The organism is Bradyrhizobium sp. SZCCHNR1053 (genome assembly GCF_032381235.1).
GTDB lineage: Bacteria > Pseudomonadota > Alphaproteobacteria > Rhizobiales > Xanthobacteraceae > Bradyrhizobium.
Genome location: NZ_JAUHJM010000003.1, coordinates 165,818 through 183,797, shown reverse-complemented (window position 1 = coordinate 183,797; position 17,980 = coordinate 165,818). Strand labels below are relative to the sequence as shown.

Here is a 17,980-nt window from a genome sequence, read left to right as displayed (position 1 = left end):
CATCCGCCCCTTACGTCGACAACTCATTTTCGCCCTCGGCTCGGTACGAGCGAGCAACTGGCATGAGGCTCAACTCTCTCCACCGTCATTGCGAGCGAAGCGACGCAATCCAGAGCGACGTGAGCAGCCCTGGATTGCTTCGTCGCAAGTGCTCCTCGCAGTGACGTCCCCCATTCACTCCGACAACAACGATTGAGAAGGAGTATCCCATGAACATCCGCTCCAATCCCGACACGACCCTGCCCGCCGTCACCACCGGCCCGCTGCCCTCCTCGCGCAAGATCTACGCGACGCCTGATGCCGCGCCCGACCTGCGCGTGCCGCTGCGCGAGATCATCCTTTCGGAAGGCGCCGGTGAGCCGAACCTGCCTGTCTACGACACCTCCGGCCCCTACACCGATCCGACCGTGACGATCGACGTCAACGCCGGCCTGTCGCGCGCCCGCATTGCCTGGGTGCGCGAGCGCGGCGGCGTCGAGGAATATGTGGGCCGCGACATCAAGCCGGAGGACAACGGCAATGTCGGCGCCGACAAGGCCGCAAAGGCCTTCACCGCGCATCACAAGCCGCTGCGCGGCCTCGACGGCCACAAGATCACCCAGCTCGAATTCGCCCGCGCCGGCATCATCACCAAGGAGATGATCTACGTCGCCGAGCGCGAGAATCTCGGCCGCAAGGCCCAGCTCGAGCGCGCCGAGGCCGCGCTCGCCGACGGCGAAAGCTTCGGCGCCGAGGTCCCGGCCTTCATCACCCCGGAGTTCGTGCGCTCGGAGATCGCGCGGGGACGCGCCATCATCCCCTGCAACATCAACCATGCCGAGCTGGAGCCGATGATCATCGGCCGCAACTTCCTCACCAAGATCAACGCCAATATCGGCAACTCGGCGGTGACCTCCTCGGTTGAAGAAGAAGTCGACAAGATGGTGTGGGCGATCCGCTGGGGCGCCGACACCGTGATGGACCTCTCCACGGGCCGCAACATCCACACCACGCGCGAGTGGATCCTGCGCAATTCGCCGGTGCCGATCGGCACCGTGCCGATCTACCAGGCGCTGGAGAAGTGCAACGGCGACCCGGTGCAGCTGACCTGGGAGCTCTACAAGGACACCCTGATCGAGCAGTGCGAGCAGGGCGTCGACTACTTCACCATCCATGCCGGCGTGCGGCTGGCCTACATCCACCTCACCGCGAGCCGCGTCACCGGCATCGTCTCGCGTGGCGGCTCGATCATGGCCAAGTGGTGCCTCGCGCATCACAAGGAGAGCTTCCTCTACACCCATTTCGAGGAGATCTGCGACATCATGCGCAAGTATGACGTCTCGTTCTCGCTCGGCGACGGCCTGCGCCCCGGCTCGATCGCGGACGCCAACGACCGCGCGCAGTTTGCTGAACTGGAAACGCTTGGCGAGCTGACCAAGATCGCCTGGGACAAGGGTTGCCAGGTGATGATCGAGGGCCCCGGCCACGTGCCGATGCACAAGATCAAGATCAACATGGACAAGCAGCTCAAGGAGTGCGGCGAGGCGCCGTTCTACACCTTGGGGCCGCTGACCACCGACATCGCGCCGGGCTACGACCACATCACTTCGGGCATCGGTGCGGCGATGATCGGCTGGTTCGGCTGCGCCATGCTGTGCTACGTGACGCCGAAGGAGCATCTCGGCCTGCCCGACCGCAACGACGTCAAGGTCGGCGTCATCACCTACAAGATCGCCGCCCACGCCGCCGATCTCGCCAAGGGCCATCCCGCAGCGCAGCTCCGCGACGACGCGCTGTCCCGCGCCCGCTTCGACTTCCGCTGGACCGACCAGTTCAACCTCGGCCTCGATCCGGAGACCGCAAAGCACTTCCACGACGAGACCCTGCCGAAGGAAGCCCACAAGGTCGCGCATTTCTGCTCGATGTGCGGCCCGAAATTCTGCTCGATGAAGATCACCCAGGACGTCCGCGACTACGCCGCCACGCTGAATGATCCGACCACCGTTGGCATGACCATCAGCGGCACCATCGAGGACGGCATGGCCCAGATGAGCGCCAAGTTCAAGGAAATGGGCGGCAGCGTGTATCTGGATGCGGAGAAGGTGAAGGAGAGCAACAAGGCGCTGTCCTGAGCCGCCCCGCTCTCTCCATCGTCATGGCCGGGCTTGCCCCGGCCATCCATCAAAGCCGGGCGCAAGCCCGGCTTTTTGTTTGAGATCTGCTCGGTCCTTCGATTTCGCAATTGATGCGTTGGTTGCCGCTTGTTGCGACAATGACGGAAGCTCGCCGATGTCCGCCTTCTCAATTTCAGCGACAAGGAACGGTCGACGAATGCAGAAACAGCCTCCTTCACGTTCCCAATCCACAACTATCCGCAAGGAACGCGAGTAAGTAAACCCAAGGGATTAGGTCAATTTCGGTTTAATGGCCCGTTAAACCGACCGCCAACTAAGTTCTTTCATCATTGTACTTTGTAGGAAAGGACATCACCTTCGCGGCGAAAGAAGCAGGAGAATCTGATGTCCGAACGGTCTTCCCGCGAGCCGAAGCAGCACTGGTTGTTCGGTCTAGCCGCCTGCCTGTGGCCGGTCGCCTTTGCATTAGTAGGAATTTTCGGTAGCCTGCCGAAATCCACTGCCCAGGTCCTAGCGCGTGCTTTGCGCCTCTGGTGAATAGTTACGAGATCGAAATGGACGTCCCATGCCCATCCACCACATCCCCGCCCCACCCCACATCAAAGCCCCGCCGCTGTCGTTCGGCACCCGCGTCGGCGATCTCCTCTTCGTCTCCGGCATTCCCGGCTTCGACGCCCACGGCAACCTGCCCGACGACTTCGACGCGCAGTTCGCCAATGTCGTGACCAACTTCACCCGCGTCCTGACCGAAGGCGGCGCTGATATTCGCGACCTCGTCAAGGTCAACGTGCTGCTGACGCGCGCCGCTGATGTTGCGACCATGAACCGGCTTTACGCCGCGGCGTTCGGGCCGGCGCCGTATCCGGCGCGCACCACCTGCGTGGTGGTGGCGCTGCCTGATCCGAAGATGCTGATCGAGATCGAGGGCGTCGCGGCGGTCGTGAAACGGTAGGGTGGGTTAGCGGACGGCAACCGACGATCTCTCCACGCTCGCACATGGCTGAAAGCCGTTCGCGTAACCCACCATTCCGCGCAGGCGGCGGGTTACGCGCCCTGGCAAACATTCCCTCCGCGGTGAAATCGTCCCGCGGGCGCTAACCCGCCCTACGTTCTCCGTGCAGGAAGCAACCGCTCCGCCTGCAGAATTCGCCGGCCTCAACTACTCGCCGTCGCCCAAGCGCAGTTCAACCGCGAGGTCCCCTTCATCCACCGCAATGATGCCGAGCCGCGCCGCCGTTTGCCACCGCCACAGGCGGCCTGCCTCATTCTTCTGCAACCCTGCGTCGTGATGGCCCCCGCTCCGCGATTTTCGTCTCTTGCGGACGATTTAAATTTTAAATAGGATTTAATAGTCCGAAACATTATCTCCGAAAATTTCACGATAGATGTTTTATTCATGGCCGTTCCATGCCCTGTTCCGCCTCGTCGGCGCCGCCACGGCGCCATTGCGGGAGGCGATCCGGGAGGCCTTCCAGGCCCAGGTCTATCCGCTCGGCTACGTTCCCTCGCATGACGGCATGCGCGGGCTGATGACCCTGGGCGTCGTTACGGCCCATGTCTCGCACACGCTCGTGCCGGGCGCGGTGCTCTATATCGACCTGTTCTTCGTGGCGAGCGCCTATTACATCACCGGCCTGCTGCTGCGGGACATCGACAAGCACGGCCACATCAGGTTCCGGCAGTTCTATGCGCGGCGCTTCGCCCGGATCGTGCCGCCGCTGCTGCTGATGCTCGCCGCCTATCTGCTGTTCACCTGGCTGCTGCGGCCGCCATTCCTCCCGGCGCTGGAACGCGCCGCGATCGCGCTCTCCTACATCGCCAACTACTGGTATGTGTTCGACCCGAAGACGATCGAGGACATCGGCCACACCTGGACGCTGTCGACCGAGGAGCAGTTCTATCTGCTGTGGCCGCTGACCTTCGCAGTCCTGGTCAAGCGCCTCGGCGTCACCTGGCGATTGGTCGGCGCCATCTGCGCCATTGCGGCCGCGATCTGGGCCTGGCGCGTGGCGCTGGTGCTCGATGGGGCCGAGTGGCGCCGGCTCTACACCGCGTTCGACACCCGCGCCGATGCACTGATGGCGGGATGCGCGATGGCCGTCGTGCTCAGGCTGGTGCCGCACGGCACCTCACCCGCGCTCGACCGGCTCTGGCCGAAGCTGGCGTGGCCGCTCCTGATCTATTGGGGCACGGTCACCTTCCTGTTCTGGCCGGCGGACGGGCCGAGCATGAACTACTATCTGTTCGGCAGCATGGTGTGCGGCGTACTTCCCGGCATCCTCGCGTTGACCATGCTGATGCGCAGCCACGGCACGATCTGCCACCGCATCTTCGAATGGCCGGTCGCGATCTTCCTCGGCCGGATCTTCTACGGCATCTATCTCTGGCACCTGCCGGTCCTGAATTTCCTGGACAGCTACGGCGTCTGGTGGCCGCTGCGGCTCGCGATCGGGCTGCCGCTGTCGGTCGTGGCGGCCACGCTGTCCTACGCCTATCTCGAGCGCCACTTCCTGCGCCGGCGCGCGGGGCCGGTGGCCTCGCAGGCGCTCCTCGCCGGCGCGGGTCCGGCGCTGGTTCCGACCGCGAGCTTCAGCGGCGATCTCCGGTTCTCGTCCCGACCGAGCGCCGGAGGCATCCACTCCTGAGGCCTGCGCGACGCGCTACGCACGCCGAGAGGCCTCTCGCTCCGCCACCTCATCGCGCCTCATCATCGGCCGGGGGCATCGCGCGCTTTTGCCGCACGATTCGCGCGCGGCTGCCTTCAAATTGATCGAGACCGCTCCGACATAGGGCCGGCCGCGGGCTGGGCCAGTTTGTTGCCGGAGTTTTCACGATGCCTCGTTTCACCACAGTCTGTCTTGCCGCAGGCCTCGCCGCGGCCGCGCTGCTCGCCGCTGCGCCGGCGCAGGCCGGCTACTACATCATCCGCTGGGACAACACCGGCATCTGCCAGGTCTGGAGCGAGGCCTTCGCCTTCAAGCCGATCGCATGGCCGTCCGGCTATCAGGTCATCAGCCGGCCGGTGCCGACGTTCAACGACGCCGTGACCCGCCAGATCACGCTCCGCCAGCAGGGCCGCTGCACGCTGTAAGCCGGCGCGCCCCTGACGGCATCATGTGACGACCGCATGTCGTCATTCACATCCCGGACATCGCTGTGAACGACGGCACGGGCGGCTTGCGTTGCGCGCGCTTTTGTCGCACCACTTGGGCCTTGGTCCGGCCGCAAGGCCGGTGGCCCGCGCAGGCGGGCGATTGTCGTTGTTTCGTTTGAGGAGATTGATGATGCGTCGCCTGACCACGTTCGCTGCCGCCACGGCCATTGCAGCCGCCTCGATCGTGCCTACCGCCTTCGCCGCGCCTGCGCCCACGTCCGGCTACTACGTGATCCGCTGGGACAACACCGGCATCTGCCAGATCTGGAACACCGAGTTGCAGTCGAAGCCGGTGGAGTGGCCGTCGACCTACAAGATCGTTTCCAAGCCGGTGCCGACCTTCGTCGAGGCGACCAACATCCAGCTCAAGCTGCGCGACGAGCGCCGCTGCTTCCTGTAAGCGGCGTTCGCACGCATTCATGCATGGCGGCGGTCAGGCGGCGCTGACCGCGCTCGCCTGCATCGGCACGAATCCGGGCAGATCAGTGATCCGCGCCAGCCACGCCTGCACGCTCGGGTACGGCGTCAGCGACACGCCGCCTTCGGGCGCGTGCGCGGTGTAGCTGTAGAGCGCGACGTCGGCGATGGTCGGCGCCGCGCCGGTGAGGAACGGCCGCGCGGCGAGTTCGCGCTCCATCACCGTGAACAGGCTGTTGGCGAGCAGATGCGCCCTCGCCATGTCCAGCGGGGCGCCGAACAAGGTCGCCACCCGCGCCGCTGCCGGGCCGAACGCGAGCGGACCGGCCGCGGCCGACAGCCAGCGCTGGACCTGCGCCTGGCCGAGCGGATCGCGCGGCAGCCATTTGCCCGAGCCGTCATAGCGGCCGGCGAGATAGACCAGGATCGCATTGGAGTCCGGGATGACGGCGTCGCCGTCGACCAGCACCGGCACCTGGCCGAACGAATTGAGCGCGAGAAAGTCCGGCCGCTTGTGCGCGCCGCCCTTGAGGTCGACCTCGACGAGCTCGCAAGGCAGGTCAAGCAGGCTCAACATGAGCCGCACGCGATGCGCGTGGCCGGAAAGGACGAAATGATACAGACGACGTTGCGACATGCTGTGCTCCTGTTGCTCGCCGTCACCTAGACCACGGCCGCCGCAGCAACAATGCAGCATCGCGTCAACAGCCTGTTGCAACGACTGCAACAATGCGACAACGGCGCCATGGACCGCCTGCCCGACCAGCTCCAGCCCGGCCTGCGCCTCGTCTTCGTCGGCACCGCCGCGAGCGAGCGCTCGGCGGCGACCGGGCACTATTACGCCCATCCCGGCAACCGCTTCTGGCCGACGCTGTTCTCCGTCGGCCTGACGCCACGGCTGTACCAGCCGCACGAGTTTCCAGCGCTGCTGTCGCTCGGCATCGGCTTCACCGATCTGTGCAAGCTGGGCGCGGGCATGGACCATGTCGCGCTGAAGGCCGGCGTCGACGTCGCCGGTTTCGCCGACAAGATCCGGCAGCATCGACCGGCAGCGGTCGCCTTCACCAGCAAGAAGGCGGCGAGCCTGTTCTACGGCAAGCCGACCGGCGCGATCGCGCTCGGGCGGCAGCCGGAGCAGGCCGACTTCCCGACCACGTTCGTGCTCGCCTCGCCCTCCGGCGCGGCGTCGGGTGCGTGGACATTGGCGCCGTGGCGGGAGCTGGCGATGCATTTGGCCCAGACCTCAGACGCGCAGCCGACTCGCGTGCGGTGATGATGGGTAGTAAGCCCATCATCATTGCGGCAAGCGACTCGCTGACGACGATCCGCGCAATGCCGATGACTGCGCCCTCTCCCCTTGTGGGAGAGGGCATGTAGTATAGAGCGGCAAACGCGCTCGGGTGAGGGGTCCCTCTCCGAGCGTAGTTTGCTGAGAGAGACCCCTCACCCAAGCGAGCGGGCTGATCGGCCGGAGATGCCCTCTCCCACAAGGGGAGAGGGCGCTGCATCGCAGAGCGCAATGCTGGCGATCCGACGCGCGGTTGTGGCTATCCACGTCACCGAGGTGAAGCATCCTATCTCTGCCCGACGGGCAATCCGCGCATGCGCATCATGCGCAAACTGCCCGTCGTGTTAGTTTGTCGCACCCACGCGCGCTTGCCACGTCGAGGCTGGGCAAGAATCCGAATTAGGGGGGTGAGAGGGCTCGGCGCGGTGCAATTTCGAGCCATGACTGCATCATGGTCCAGAATCGGATCAGGGCAAGCGAAACCGCCTCCCATGCGCCCCTCGCTTCGCCGGAAGTGGCATGTAGAGCTGCAAGAGCCCATTCGGCGATGCGGGCGAGGAAGTCGTCGAAGCCGAGAATGTTGAGGGCGCGGGTGAGATTGTAGCAGAGCGCCATGAGGCTCCATTCCCCGCGAACCTTGTCGAAGCCGCGGACAAGGAAGTGCTGATAGCCGGCGCGGCACTTGAGCGTGCCGAACGGGTGCTCGACGATGGCCGAGCGGCGGCGCATCAATTGGCCGGCCTGTTCGCTCGCCATCCTCTGGCGGTGACGATCCAGCACCTCTTCGTGCTCCCATCGAGAGACGCGGCGGCTTTTTTCCTTCGCAGAGAGACAAGACGCCTTGAGGGGGCAGATGCCGCAAGTCGCCACGGAGGCCAGGTAGCGGCGTTCCATCCTGCCGCTCGTATTCTTCCAGAGCTTCTTTGTTGGATGCAGCGCTTGGCCTGCGGGACACTGGTAGGTGTCGGTCGCGGAATTGTAGGTGAAGTCACCTCGCGTGAAGCGACCGTGCTTCTTGCCATTGCCGTGATGCAGCGGGACATAGGCGGTGACGCCGTCATCCTCGCAAGCCTTGATATCCTCGCTGTTGTAATAGCCGACATCTGCCAGTATCTGCAGCGCCTCGACCTGGAGGCCCTCCTTGGCCGCCTTCGCCATCATATGAAGGTGTCCTGTATCGCTGCGATTGACGACCTCGCTGGCGATGATCAGCTTATGCTTGTCGTCGACGACGCTCTGGACATTGTAGCCTGCGATCGTCTGGTCGCCCTTGCTCAGCAGTCGCGCATCGGAATCGGTCTTCGACACCTGTCCCTTGTCGCCCTTGTCCAGGTTCTCCAGATCGGACTGTGCGCGTTCACGCCTGGCCATCAGCTCCTTGATCTTGTCCCCGACATCGCCGCCATCCTTGTTGCCATCCTTGCCGTCGTCGGGCTGCTTGGCTTCCGCCGCGTCGTTGGTGTCGAGAGACTTGCCGTACGCCTCAATCTCCTCATCGAGCTTGGCGATCTGTTTGGCGAGCTTCCCGCGCGTGAAGATGCTGTCCTTGCTGGCATTGCCGTGGAACAGCGCGCCGTCGACCGCGACCAGGGTCCCGCCGATCAACCCGATCTCCTGCAGCAACAGGACGAAGCTACGGTTCGCCGCCTTCAAGGCAGCCCAGTTCTCCTTGCGGAAGTTCGCAATCGTCCGATAGCCGGGCTTCAGGTTCCTCAACAACCAGATCAGCTCCAGATTGCGGCCGGCTTCACGCTCGAGCCGGCGCGACGATCTGATCTGGTTCAGATAACCATAGAGATAAAGCTTCAGCAGGTCCGCCGGATCGTACGGCGGCTGCCCGACACCCGATCCCCTCCGCTTGGCGTGGCGGAAGCCAAGCTTGGCCAGATCGAGAGCGTTGACGTAGCTGTCAATCGCACGAACCGGATTGTCCGGCCCGACATAATCCTCAATCCGAGGCGGAAGCAGGCTCTTTTGATCGCGGCTCTCGCCGCTCTTGAACGGCCGATTCGTCATGCCCCCAAATCTTACCGTGAACACTGAGTTCTTGCCCAGCCTCGTCGGGCAAATCAGGACGATGTTTTCGCTCAACCCGCCTCATGCAGAGGGACGTACGCGTCGTCACGATACGTGGAGGTGGGCCGCGGTGGACGTGGTGGCTGCGCCCGACGAGCGCCGGCTGTCACGTACGGTGAAGTCGTGATGTCCTGACACCCCGAAGCTGGTGTCACGTGCGTGCTCATGCGAAAGCGTAGCGCGCGCAATGGTGGCCAACAAGCCCGGCGCACCAGGGAGACCACGTATAAGCCGTCAAACCATGCGCGCAGGGAAGGCCGGGATGTCTCCGCCGAACCTGTGGTTCTGCCGCGTGCTTTTTTGTTGCACGCGGACCATGGGAGCGGCGAGCTCCCGGCCTTCCCTGCCCCTCTCGATTTTCGACGGGGCTCTCACGATGCATCCCTCGCGCACGCGGTGCGGCGAGAGCGCGGGCTTATGAGCAGAAGAGAGGGAGAGAGACGGTGTTGGCAATGCTCAGCACGCAACAACGGCCATCGCCCAGTCAAGCCGGGCGATGACACCTGTTGTGAGTTGCTAGGCGTCCACGATGACGACGACGACGCAACTACCTGATCGTGATAGCAAGCCCCGACAGATCGACGTTCGCCAAGAGGCCGATCTGCTCACCCGAGAGCTCCAGCACCGCGCCCTTCTGGTTGGTCAGCACGATGCCGCGCACGCCGCGGCCGACGGCAAGGCCCGCGCCGGCGGCGCCATAGACGCCCTCGACGTCGGACGGACGCCAGATGTTGCTGACGCGGCCGCGCAGCACCGTGCGCGAGCCGCCGAACACCAGGCCCCAGTCGAGGCCGCCGGTCGACAGCGGATAGGCGCGGCCATGAAAGTTCAACACGCCGCTGCCGCCGGAGCCGCCGATGATCCACCCCGCTTTGTAGATGGTCAGCGTGATGAAGCCGCCATCTGCGTGCGCCGTGGCCGGAATGACAGCGCCGCAAGCAGCTGTCAGTGCCACCAGCAGACCGCGAAGCGAGGATGCAATTGTCATGGATGAAGTCTCCAGCGAAGTGAATTTGGGCTTGAGGTAATTCGATGGCCGTGTGCGACGATCGTGCCCCACTAAGCGAATCGATCGGGCCGAATTTAGCCCTTTGCACGGCACCGTGCATGCGCAGCCGCCGGTGTGTTCGATATGATGCGCTCGCAGCGCAGGAACTGTGGCGGTCCGACGATTAGTCCTCTGCACCCCCATCGTGGACGCGCGTCGACGCCGGCCAAATGGGTCGAGACCCGCGCGAAACCAAGGCCATTTCGGGGTATTCGGCACCGGTGCGACAACAGGACGCCCGCGTTAAGGCCCCATTAACCTTGTCGGACCACGGTGATCTACGGGCTGGATGTTTAGTTGGTCTCGATGTTTGCGCGTCGTTTCAGTGTCGGCGTGGGCGTTGATCGGGAGGAGTTATGTCGCAAGAATTGTCATCCGAAGCCGCAAGTCCGTCACTCGTGCCGCTTGCCATGCCACCGTCGCGCTCCGCGGCGGAGGTCCTGCCGCTGTTGATCGGCACGCCGTTGTCCGAGATCGAGCGCGAGCTCATCGTGCAGACCCTGGCGCGCTGCAACGGCAACCGTACCCACGCAGCAAGGCTGCTCGGCATGCCCGTGCGCACTTTGCGCAACAAGATCCGCATCTACACGGCCGACGGCATCGCGGTGCCGGCCTATTCGGCCTGATCCAACGGCGGCCACGCGATATCCCATCGCGTGGAACTCATCAGGATGCGAGGCCGATTGATGTTGATCAATCGGCCTCGCAGCCCTGCTGCAATTGCTGCCATCATCGCGGCTCTGTTACGCTTCGCCGCGAATCAGAGGTGTGTAGCGGAGTTGCGGTAGTGGCAAAGAATCCGGCCGGACGCGGCCTGCAGGGCCCCGTGGGTCCACGTGGCCCGCAGGGGCAGCCCGGGCGGCGCGGGCCAGATGGTCAGCGCGGCAAGCCGGGTTCCGACGGCAAGGCAGGTGCGCAAGGCAAGCCCGGCCCGCAAGGGCCGCGCGGCGAGCAAGGCCCGCCCGGCAAGCCGGGACCGCAGGGGCCTCAAGGTCCGCAGGGTGAACCGGGACCGCCGGGCACGCTGCCGACGATCGATCAGCTGATGCCCTGGCTCGAGCAGATCTTCGCGGCCTATGACGACTACAAGCGCGCGCGGGATCGCGAGGCGCATGAGCGCGAGGCCGAGCTGGTCGCGGTGCGCGACATCTTCGCCGCGACGACCCATGACGATGCGCTGGACGAGGCCTTCGAGGACGACGATCCGCACGACATCGACATCCCGAAGAAGAAGAAAAAGAAAAAGGGCAAGAAAAAGAAGAAGCACGACAAGCAAGCCCAGGACCGCCACGACCACGACGACGATGGGTTCTGAGCTTCGCCTTCTGTCAGGGCACGATGGGCCTCAGCGCGGGCCGAACCTGGCCGCCGAACGCTCCCGCGCCTTGGCCGCCTCGATCTCGCGGTCGCGCGGCGGGGCCTGGGTCTGCAGCGAGGTCAAGAGCCGCCGCGCGGCGTCGGCCACCTCCTCGACCGCGCGGGCGAAGGCGGCCTCGTTGGCCTGCGACGGCGCATTGAAGCCGGACAGCTTGCGCACGAATTGCAGGGCCGAGGCCTGAATTTCAGCCTCCGTCGCCGGCGGCTCGAAATTGAACAGCGTCTTGATGTTGCGGCACATGATGAGTCCCATCAATCCGGTACTGAACCAAGTCGCAGATCGTGCTATCATGTCCCCGACGCGGCCGGAAGAGTCGCGCATGATCAGGGGGAGTCCATGGTTCGACCGCTTGCCGCCGTTTTTGCCGCCGTCGTCGTTTTTTGCGCGCCGGCCCGCGCCGCCGACTATCCCGCCCCGAAGCAGGGCGACTTCGTCGTCAAGGATTTCAAGTTTCACACCGGCGAGACGCTGCCGGAGCTGAGGCTGCACTATACGACGGTCGGCGAGCCGACCGGGCAGCCGGTGCTGGTGCTGCATGGCACCGGCGGCTCAGGCGGAAGCATGCTGGTGCCGACCTTCGCCGGCGAATTGTTCGGCAAGGGCCAGCCGCTCGATGCAACCAGGTACTACATCATCATTCCCGACAGCATCGGCCACGGCAAATCGTCGAAGCCCTCCGACGGGCTGAAGACCAGGTTTCCCGCCTATGACTATGCCGACATGGTCGATGCGCAGCATCGCCTGCTGACCGAGGGCCTCGGCATCAAGCACGTCCGGCTCGTGATCGGCAATTCCATGGGCGGGATGCACAGCTGGGTGTGGGCCACGCGCTATCCGGACTTCATGGACGCCGCGGTGCCGATGGCCTCGCAGCCGACTGAAATGGCGGCCCGCAACTGGATGCTGCGCCGGCTGATGCTGGAGACGATCCGCAACGATCCCGACTACAATGGCGGCAACTACACCGCACAGCCGCGCATGATGAAATATGCCGTCACGGCCTATGCCACCGCCACGGCCGGCGGCACCATCGCCTATCAGCTCGCGGCACCGACCGCGGCCAAGGCCGACAAGCTGGTCGAGGAGCGGCTCGCCACGCCCATTCCCACCGACGCCAACGACTTCATCTATCAGTGGGACTCGTCGCACGACTACAATCCGTCTGCCGATCTCGACAAGATCAAGGCGACCGTGATGCTGATCAACTCGGCCGACGACGAGCGCAACCCGCCGGAGACCGGCGTGACGGTCGACGCCATGAAGCGCGTCGCCAACGGCAAGCTCCTGCTCATCCCGACCTCGGCCGAAACGCGCGGCCACCTGACCACCGGAAATGCGAAGTTCTACGCCGAGCCGCTGCGCGAATTGCTGGCGACGGCGCCACAGCGCGGCATGTAGGTCCGCAGAAGGGAGCGTTGAATGCGCAGGATGGTGCTGGCCGGTCTCACGATGGGCTCGCTCGCCTGCGCGACCGTCGCCGCCGCCTTCGACAACGGGCAGTTCGACAACGTCCCGCCTGACATTCGCGCGTGGTTCAAGAGCGTGATCGCGCCCAACGGCGTGCCATGCTGCGATGTCTCCGACGGCCACCGCACGACCTATGACGTGCGCGACGGCACCTATTGGGTGCCGATCGAAGGCCGGTGGATGGCGGTGCCGGAACGCGCCATCATCCGCGACCGCGGCAACCCGATCGGCGAGGCCGTGGTGTGGTACGTCCATCACCGCGGCGACATCATCATCAACTGTTTCGTTCCCGCCGATGCCGTATGAGGCGCTGGCGCGTGCGGCTACCACTCATGCGACTCATTAGCGGCACGAGAAGTGACCTCCGGTTTCGTGACTAGCTCCGATTGACCTAAGTCAACAGTCGCGGAAACCGGCCGAAATAGTGTACAGAATGTGTCATGCATGAACCTGAAGATTCTTGATCGAGATGCCCAAGCGATTGTTTCACTGGTCCGCAGGCCGTCTGGCCCGGGCGTCTCTCGGGCTGGCTCTCGTTGTGGCGCCCTGCGCCGCATCGGCCGATGATGAGCTGAAGCTCACGCCAAGCCAGGCGCAGAACCTCGGCGTGCGCGTGACGCATCCGATCTCCAGCCGGATGGACAAAACGCTGCCCTATCCCGCGCAGATCGTCATTCCCACGCCTCAACTGTGGGTCGTCAGCGCGCCGGTCGCGGGGATGATCACCAACCTCGCCGTTGCCCGCGGCGATCGCGTGACCGTCGGACAACCGCTGCTCACGCTGGAGAGTCCGAGCTTCGTCTCGCTCCAGCGCGATTACCTGCATGCGCTGGCCCAGGAGGTTCTCGCGGTTCAGCAGTTGAAGCGCAATGCCGACCTGTTCGAAGGCAAGGCCATCCCGCAACGCGTGCTGGAGTCGAGCCAGACCGAAGCGCGCCAGGCCAGCATCGTCGTCGCCGAACGTCGGCAGATGCTGCACATCAGCGGGCTGTCCGACGAAGCCATCGCCCGGCTCAGCAGCGAGGCGGCGATCAGCGCGACGCTCACTGTGACGGCCCCGCGCACGGCGTCCGTGGTCGAGCTCGCGGTATCGCCGGGCCAGCGCCTGGAACAGGCCGCGTCACTGGTGAAGCTCGCCCGGCTGTCGCCGCTATGGGCCGAGATCGCGATTCCCGCAACCAACATCGGCGCCATCAAGACCGGCGCCAAGGTCGACATCGAAGGCTATGCGACACCGGGCCAGGTCATCCTGGTGTCCGAGACGACCGATGCCGCCACGCAGACAATTCTCGTCCGCGCCGAGATTCCCAACAACGGCGAACTGCATTCCGGACAAATGGCGGCGGCCCGCATCGGCTTTGTCTCGGCAGGAGAAAGCGCGTGGGAAATTCCCTATAGCGGCCTCGTCCGGCGCGGTGAGCAGACCGCGGTGTTCGTTGCCACGGAAGGCGGCTTCCGGCTCGTTGCGGTCACCCTGCTCGCGGAGGATCAGGATCACGTCGTCATCGCAGGCCCCCTCACGGACAAGAACGAGATCGCCATCGGCGGCATCTCGGCGTTGCGCGGCATCCTCTCGCGACTGGGGCAGTAGATGCTGCAACGGCTGGTCGCATTCGCGCTGTCACAGCGGCTCTTCGTCATCCTCAGCACGCTGCTGGTGATCGGCGCAGGCGCCGTTGTCTTGCCGAGCCTGCCGATCGACGCCTTTCCAGACGTCTCGCCGGTCCAGGTGAAGATCATCATGAAGGCTCCCGGCCTGACGCCGGAAGAGGTCGAGCAGCGCATCACGGTACCGATCGAGCTGGAGCTGCTCGGGTTGCCGAACAAGAAGATCCTTCGCTCGACCACGAAATACGCGCTGGCCGACATCACCGTCGATTTCGAGGACGGCACCGACATCTACTGGGCCCGCAATCAGGTGTCGGAGCGGCTGTCCAACATCTCGCGCGACTTTCCCGAGGGCGTGAACGGGGGCCTCGCCCCGATCACGAGCCCTCTGGGCGAGATGTTCATGTTCACGATCGACAGTCCCGAACTGTCGCTGGCCGAACGCCGGACCTTGCTCGACTGGGTCATCCGCCCAGCGCTGCGCACGGTGCCCGGAGTAGCCGACGTCAACGCGCTCGGCGGCTATGTCCGGGCCTTCGAAATCGTGCCGAGGAACGACGCGCTGGCGGCGCGCGGCATCTCGTCCGAGCTGTTTCGCAAGGCCATCGAGGCCAACAGCCGCAACGACGGTGCCGGGCGGGTCAACCAGGGCGAAGACAGCGCGCTGGTCCGCATCGAAGGCAGCATCCGCGGCATCGACGACATCCGGGCGATCATCGTCGACACCCGCGACGGAATCCCGATCCGGGTCAGCGACGTCGCAAGGGTCAAGATCGGCGCACTCACCCGCTATGGCGCCGTCACGACGGACGGCAAGGGCGAGACGGTCGAGGGGCTCGTGCTCGGTCTGCGCGGCGCCAACGCCGGACAATTGGTGCGCGACGTTCGGGCCCGGTTGGACGAACTGAAGCCGTCGCTGCCGAGCAGCGTCTCCATCAACGTGTTCTACGACCGCAGTCGGCTGGTCAACCGCGCCGTCGGCACGGTGGTCCGGGCGCTGGGCGAAGCCACGGTGCTCGTTGTCGTGCTGCTGCTGCTGTTCCTCGGCAATTGGCGCGCCTCGCTGGTGATCGCGCTCAGCCTGCCGCTGGCGATCGTGATGGCGCTGATCGTGATGCGGGCTGTCGGCATGTCCGCTAACCTGATGAGTCTGGGCGGCCTTGCGATCGCGATCGGCATGCTGATCGACGCGCTGGTCGTGGTGGTCGAGAACATCGTCGGCAATCTCGCCAAGCACGATCACGGAAGCGCCACGCCGCTGATCCACGTCGTCTACCGCTCGGTTTGCGAAGTCCTGCAGCCGGTCGCCTCGGGCGTCCTGATCATCATCATCGTGTTCGTTCCGCTGCTCACCTTGCAGGGGCTGGAGGGAAAGCTCTTCATTCCGGTCGCGCTGGCGATCATTTTCGCTCTGGCCGCATCGCTGCTGCTTGCGCTGACGGTGCTTCCGGTCGCGACGTCCTTCGTGCTCACATCCGCATCGCATGACGATCCAATGCTGATCCGGGCAGCGCAGCGCGTCTACGCGCCCGCGCTCGACTGGGCGCTCGGGAACGAGCGCAAGGTGATCATCGCGGCGCTGGTCAGCCTCGTTGCCGCGGGATACGGCTACACCCAGCTGGGCAAGACCTTCATGCCGACGATGGACGAAGGCGACGTCATCGTTAGCGTGGAAACGCTGCCGTCCGTCAATCTCGACGAGTCCCTCGCCATCAATGCCCGGCTGCAGACGGCGTTGATGAAGGTACCAGACGTCGCCGGCATCATCGCGCGCACCGGCTCGGACGAGCTCGGGCTCGATCCGATGGGACCCAATCAGACCGACACGTTCCTGGTGCTCAAGCCGGCAGACCAGCGGCAGACCAGCGACCGCGATGTCCTGCTCGAGAAGCTTCGCGAGGTCCTGACCGGCTTCCCCGGCGTCTCGCTCAGCTTCACGCAACCCATCGACATGCGCGTGCAGGAAATGATCAGCGGCGTGCGCGGCGACGTCGCGGTCAAGATCTTCGGCCCGGACATCACCAAGCTCAACGAGATCGCAGCGAAGCTGTCGGCGATCATGTCCGACATCGATGGGGCCCAAGACGTCTACACGACGCTCAACGAGGGCGCGCAATACTACACGATCGCCGTCAACCGGATGGAGGCGGGCCGCCTTGGGCTCACCGTGGACTCGATCTCGGCCGCCTTGCGCACGCAGATCGAAGGCCGAACGATCGGCACCGCGCTCGAGGAGGGACGCCGGACGCCGATCCTGGTCCGCGGCGGCGAGACCACGCGGCAGGCTCCGACGATGCTGGCGGCGCTGCCGCTGACGCTTGCGTCAGGCCAGCATGTTGCGCTCTCGCAGGTCGCCCGCATCCAGAGGGTCGACGGCCCAGTGAAGATCGATCGTGAGGACGGCAACCGCATGAGCGTGGTTCGCAGCAACGTCCGCGGCCGTGACATGGTCGGCTTCGTGCAGGCGGCCCAGCAAAGGGTCGCAGCCGAGCTGCCGCTGCCGTCCGGCTATCGGCTGACATGGGGCGGGCAGTTCGAGAACCAGCAGCGTGCAGCCGCGCGTCTGTCCGTCGTTGTGCCGGTCGCGATCGGCCTGATCTTCGTGCTGCTCTTCACGACGTTCGGCTCGGTGCGCCAGGCCCTGCTCGTCCTCGTCAACATTCCCTTTGCGCTGATCGGCGGCGTGTTCGCGCTGGTCTCGACCGGCGAATACCTCTCCGTCCCGGCCTCCGTCGGCTTCATCGCACTGCTTGGAATCGCCGTGCTCAACGGCGTCGTGCTGGTGTCTCATTTCAACCAGTTGCGCGCTCACGGGCTCTCCGAGCAGCGCATCGTGGTCGAAGGCGCAAAGCGCAGGCTGCGGCCGGTGCTGATGACGGCGAGCATCACGGCGCTCGGATTGATCCCACTGCTGTTTGCATCCGGACCTGGATCGGAGGTCCAGCGTCCGCTTGCGATCGTCGTGATCGGCGGCCTGTTGTCGTCTACGCTGCTGACGCTGATCCTGTTGCCGATCCTGTATCGCCGCTACGGCGCCGCTGCGAAGGACGCGACATGACCGGCCAAGCCGTCTGCCTGACACTGATCGTGCCGGATGCGCTTCGTGCCGAGGTGCTCGACCATCTGAGCGAGCAGACCGATCTGGTGAGCGGCTTTACGGCCTCTGATGCGTCCGGACATGGCGTCCGCGTCCGGCTGCGCAGCGCGGCGGAGCGGGTCAAGGGACATGCCGACGAGGTCGTCGTGCGGATCGTGCTGCAGGGACCGGATCTCGAGCACCTGCTGGAACGGCTCAGGAACGCATTTGCTGGGACGAAGCTCGTCTATTGGGTCATGCCCGTGACGGACTTCGGCATTATCGACTGAGCACGACTCTGGGCGCCCCTCACGTCACATGGGCGGTCGATTCAAGGCATGAAACACCAGCCGT

17 protein-coding genes are annotated in these 17,980 nt (G+C 64.9%); 13 read left to right on the top strand and 4 right to left on the bottom strand.

From position 1 onward, the window contains the following. Positions 1 to 209 precede the first annotated feature (209 nt). From thiC to QX051_RS09960, 5 genes are all read left to right on the top strand, one after another. Complete coding sequence (gene thiC, locus QX051_RS09980) at positions 210 to 2,111, top strand: phosphomethylpyrimidine synthase ThiC (RefSeq protein ID WP_315775972.1); 1,902 nt, start codon at positions 210 to 212, stop codon at positions 2,109 to 2,111. 568 nt (positions 2,112 to 2,679) lie between these two features. Continuing rightward, entirely contained in the window at positions 2,680 to 3,066 is a 387-nt protein-coding gene (locus QX051_RS09975) for a RidA family protein (protein WP_315775971.1), read from the top strand. Positions 3,067 to 3,499: 433 nt separating this feature from the next. Beyond that, positions 3,500 to 4,759: an acyltransferase gene (locus QX051_RS09970; RefSeq protein WP_315775970.1), complete on the top strand. Its 1,260-nt coding sequence runs from the start codon at positions 3,500 to 3,502 to the stop codon at positions 4,757 to 4,759. A gap of 188 nt (positions 4,760 to 4,947) precedes the next feature. Further along, positions 4,948 to 5,205, top strand: a complete 258-nt coding sequence (locus tag QX051_RS09965; RefSeq protein ID WP_315775969.1) for a hypothetical protein — start codon at positions 4,948 to 4,950, stop codon at positions 5,203 to 5,205. A gap of 193 nt (positions 5,206 to 5,398) precedes the next feature. Further along, positions 5,399 to 5,668: a hypothetical protein gene (locus QX051_RS09960; RefSeq protein WP_315775968.1), complete on the top strand. Its 270-nt coding sequence runs from the start codon at positions 5,399 to 5,401 to the stop codon at positions 5,666 to 5,668. A 33-nt stretch (positions 5,669 to 5,701) separates the two neighbouring features. Here QX051_RS09960 and QX051_RS09955 read toward each other — a convergent pair whose 3' ends face one another. Beyond that, on the bottom strand, positions 5,702 to 6,322 hold the full coding sequence (locus QX051_RS09955; RefSeq protein ID WP_315738576.1) for a glutathione S-transferase: 621 nt from the start codon (positions 6,320 to 6,322) through the stop codon (positions 5,702 to 5,704). Positions 6,323 to 6,430: 108 nt separating this feature from the next. On the opposite strand from QX051_RS09955, the gene QX051_RS09950 reads away from it, so the two are divergent. Next, a complete protein-coding gene (locus QX051_RS09950; protein WP_315776248.1) occupies positions 6,431 to 6,958 on the top strand; it encodes a mismatch-specific DNA-glycosylase in 528 nt (175 codons plus the stop codon). A gap of 414 nt (positions 6,959 to 7,372) precedes the next feature. On the opposite strand, the gene QX051_RS09945 is transcribed toward QX051_RS09950, so the two are convergent. Continuing rightward, complete coding sequence (locus QX051_RS09945; protein WP_315775967.1) at positions 7,373 to 8,989, bottom strand: IS1182 family transposase; 1,617 nt, start codon at positions 8,987 to 8,989, stop codon at positions 7,373 to 7,375. A 607-nt stretch (positions 8,990 to 9,596) separates the two neighbouring features. Further along, positions 9,597 to 10,037: a hypothetical protein gene (locus QX051_RS09940; protein WP_315717830.1), complete on the bottom strand. Its 441-nt coding sequence runs from the start codon at positions 10,035 to 10,037 to the stop codon at positions 9,597 to 9,599. 416 nt (positions 10,038 to 10,453) lie between these two features. Here QX051_RS09940 and QX051_RS09935 point away from each other — a divergent pair, with 416 nt between their 5' ends. Together QX051_RS09935 and QX051_RS09930 are read left to right on the top strand one after the other, a co-directional pair. Beyond that, the gene (locus tag QX051_RS09935) at positions 10,454 to 10,723 is read left to right on the top strand and encodes a helix-turn-helix domain-containing protein (RefSeq protein ID WP_315717831.1); all 270 of its coding nucleotides are present in this window, start codon (positions 10,454 to 10,456) and stop codon (positions 10,721 to 10,723) included. 161 nt (positions 10,724 to 10,884) lie between these two features. Further along, a complete protein-coding gene (locus QX051_RS09930) occupies positions 10,885 to 11,412 on the top strand; it encodes a collagen-like protein (protein ID WP_315775966.1) in 528 nt (175 codons plus the stop codon). Between the two features lie 30 nt (positions 11,413 to 11,442). Here the strand turns inward: QX051_RS09930 and QX051_RS09925 are convergent, their stop codons facing one another. Next, a complete protein-coding gene (locus tag QX051_RS09925) occupies positions 11,443 to 11,715 on the bottom strand; it encodes a DUF2277 domain-containing protein (protein WP_315717862.1) in 273 nt (90 codons plus the stop codon). 96 nt (positions 11,716 to 11,811) lie between these two features. On the opposite strand from QX051_RS09925, the gene QX051_RS09920 reads away from it, so the two are divergent. The 5 genes from QX051_RS09920 to QX051_RS09900 all read left to right on the top strand — a co-directional run bounded on the left by QX051_RS09920 (position 11,812) and on the right by QX051_RS09900 (position 17,916). Continuing rightward, positions 11,812 to 12,873: an alpha/beta fold hydrolase gene (locus tag QX051_RS09920; RefSeq protein WP_315775965.1), complete on the top strand. Its 1,062-nt coding sequence runs from the start codon at positions 11,812 to 11,814 to the stop codon at positions 12,871 to 12,873. A gap of 21 nt (positions 12,874 to 12,894) precedes the next feature. After that, entirely contained in the window at positions 12,895 to 13,248 is a 354-nt protein-coding gene (locus QX051_RS09915; RefSeq protein WP_315775964.1) for a hypothetical protein, read from the top strand. A 163-nt stretch (positions 13,249 to 13,411) separates the two neighbouring features. Next, the gene (locus QX051_RS09910; protein WP_315771986.1) at positions 13,412 to 14,533 is read left to right on the top strand and encodes an efflux RND transporter periplasmic adaptor subunit; all 1,122 of its coding nucleotides are present in this window, start codon (positions 13,412 to 13,414) and stop codon (positions 14,531 to 14,533) included. Beyond that, complete coding sequence (locus QX051_RS09905; protein ID WP_315775963.1) at positions 14,534 to 17,608, top strand: CusA/CzcA family heavy metal efflux RND transporter; 3,075 nt, start codon at positions 14,534 to 14,536, stop codon at positions 17,606 to 17,608. Next, entirely contained in the window at positions 17,605 to 17,916 is a 312-nt protein-coding gene (locus QX051_RS09900) for a DUF3240 family protein (RefSeq protein WP_315775962.1), read from the top strand. Before QX051_RS09905 ends, QX051_RS09900 begins: the two co-directional genes overlap by 4 nt. Positions 17,917 to 17,980 lie beyond the last annotated feature (64 nt).

Coding starts and splice junctions, on each gene's coding strand:
- QX051_RS09905 (WP_315775963.1), top strand. CDS start 14,534: ATGCTGCAACGGCTGGTCGCATTCGCGCTGTCACAGCGGCTCTTCGTC.
- thiC (WP_315775972.1), top strand. CDS start 210: ATGAACATCCGCTCCAATCCCGACACGACCCTGCCCGCCGTCACCACC.
- QX051_RS09965 (WP_315775969.1), top strand. CDS start 4,948: ATGCCTCGTTTCACCACAGTCTGTCTTGCCGCAGGCCTCGCCGCGGCC.
- QX051_RS09950 (WP_315776248.1), top strand. CDS start 6,431: ATGGACCGCCTGCCCGACCAGCTCCAGCCCGGCCTGCGCCTCGTCTTC.
- QX051_RS09970 (WP_315775970.1), top strand. CDS start 3,500: ATGTTTTATTCATGGCCGTTCCATGCCCTGTTCCGCCTCGTCGGCGCC.
- QX051_RS09915 (WP_315775964.1), top strand. CDS start 12,895: ATGCGCAGGATGGTGCTGGCCGGTCTCACGATGGGCTCGCTCGCCTGC.
- QX051_RS09960 (WP_315775968.1), top strand. CDS start 5,399: ATGCGTCGCCTGACCACGTTCGCTGCCGCCACGGCCATTGCAGCCGCC.
- QX051_RS09910 (WP_315771986.1), top strand. CDS start 13,412: ATGCCCAAGCGATTGTTTCACTGGTCCGCAGGCCGTCTGGCCCGGGCG.
- QX051_RS09925 (WP_315717862.1), bottom strand. CDS start 11,715: ATGTGCCGCAACATCAAGACGCTGTTCAATTTCGAGCCGCCGGCGACG.
- QX051_RS09955 (WP_315738576.1), bottom strand. CDS start 6,322: ATGTCGCAACGTCGTCTGTATCATTTCGTCCTTTCCGGCCACGCGCAT.
- QX051_RS09945 (WP_315775967.1), bottom strand. CDS start 8,989: ATGACGAATCGGCCGTTCAAGAGCGGCGAGAGCCGCGATCAAAAGAGC.
- QX051_RS09940 (WP_315717830.1), bottom strand. CDS start 10,037: ATGACAATTGCATCCTCGCTTCGCGGTCTGCTGGTGGCACTGACAGCT.
- QX051_RS09900 (WP_315775962.1), top strand. CDS start 17,605: ATGACCGGCCAAGCCGTCTGCCTGACACTGATCGTGCCGGATGCGCTT.
- QX051_RS09920 (WP_315775965.1), top strand. CDS start 11,812: ATGGTTCGACCGCTTGCCGCCGTTTTTGCCGCCGTCGTCGTTTTTTGC.
- QX051_RS09975 (WP_315775971.1), top strand. CDS start 2,680: ATGCCCATCCACCACATCCCCGCCCCACCCCACATCAAAGCCCCGCCG.
- QX051_RS09935 (WP_315717831.1), top strand. CDS start 10,454: ATGTCGCAAGAATTGTCATCCGAAGCCGCAAGTCCGTCACTCGTGCCG.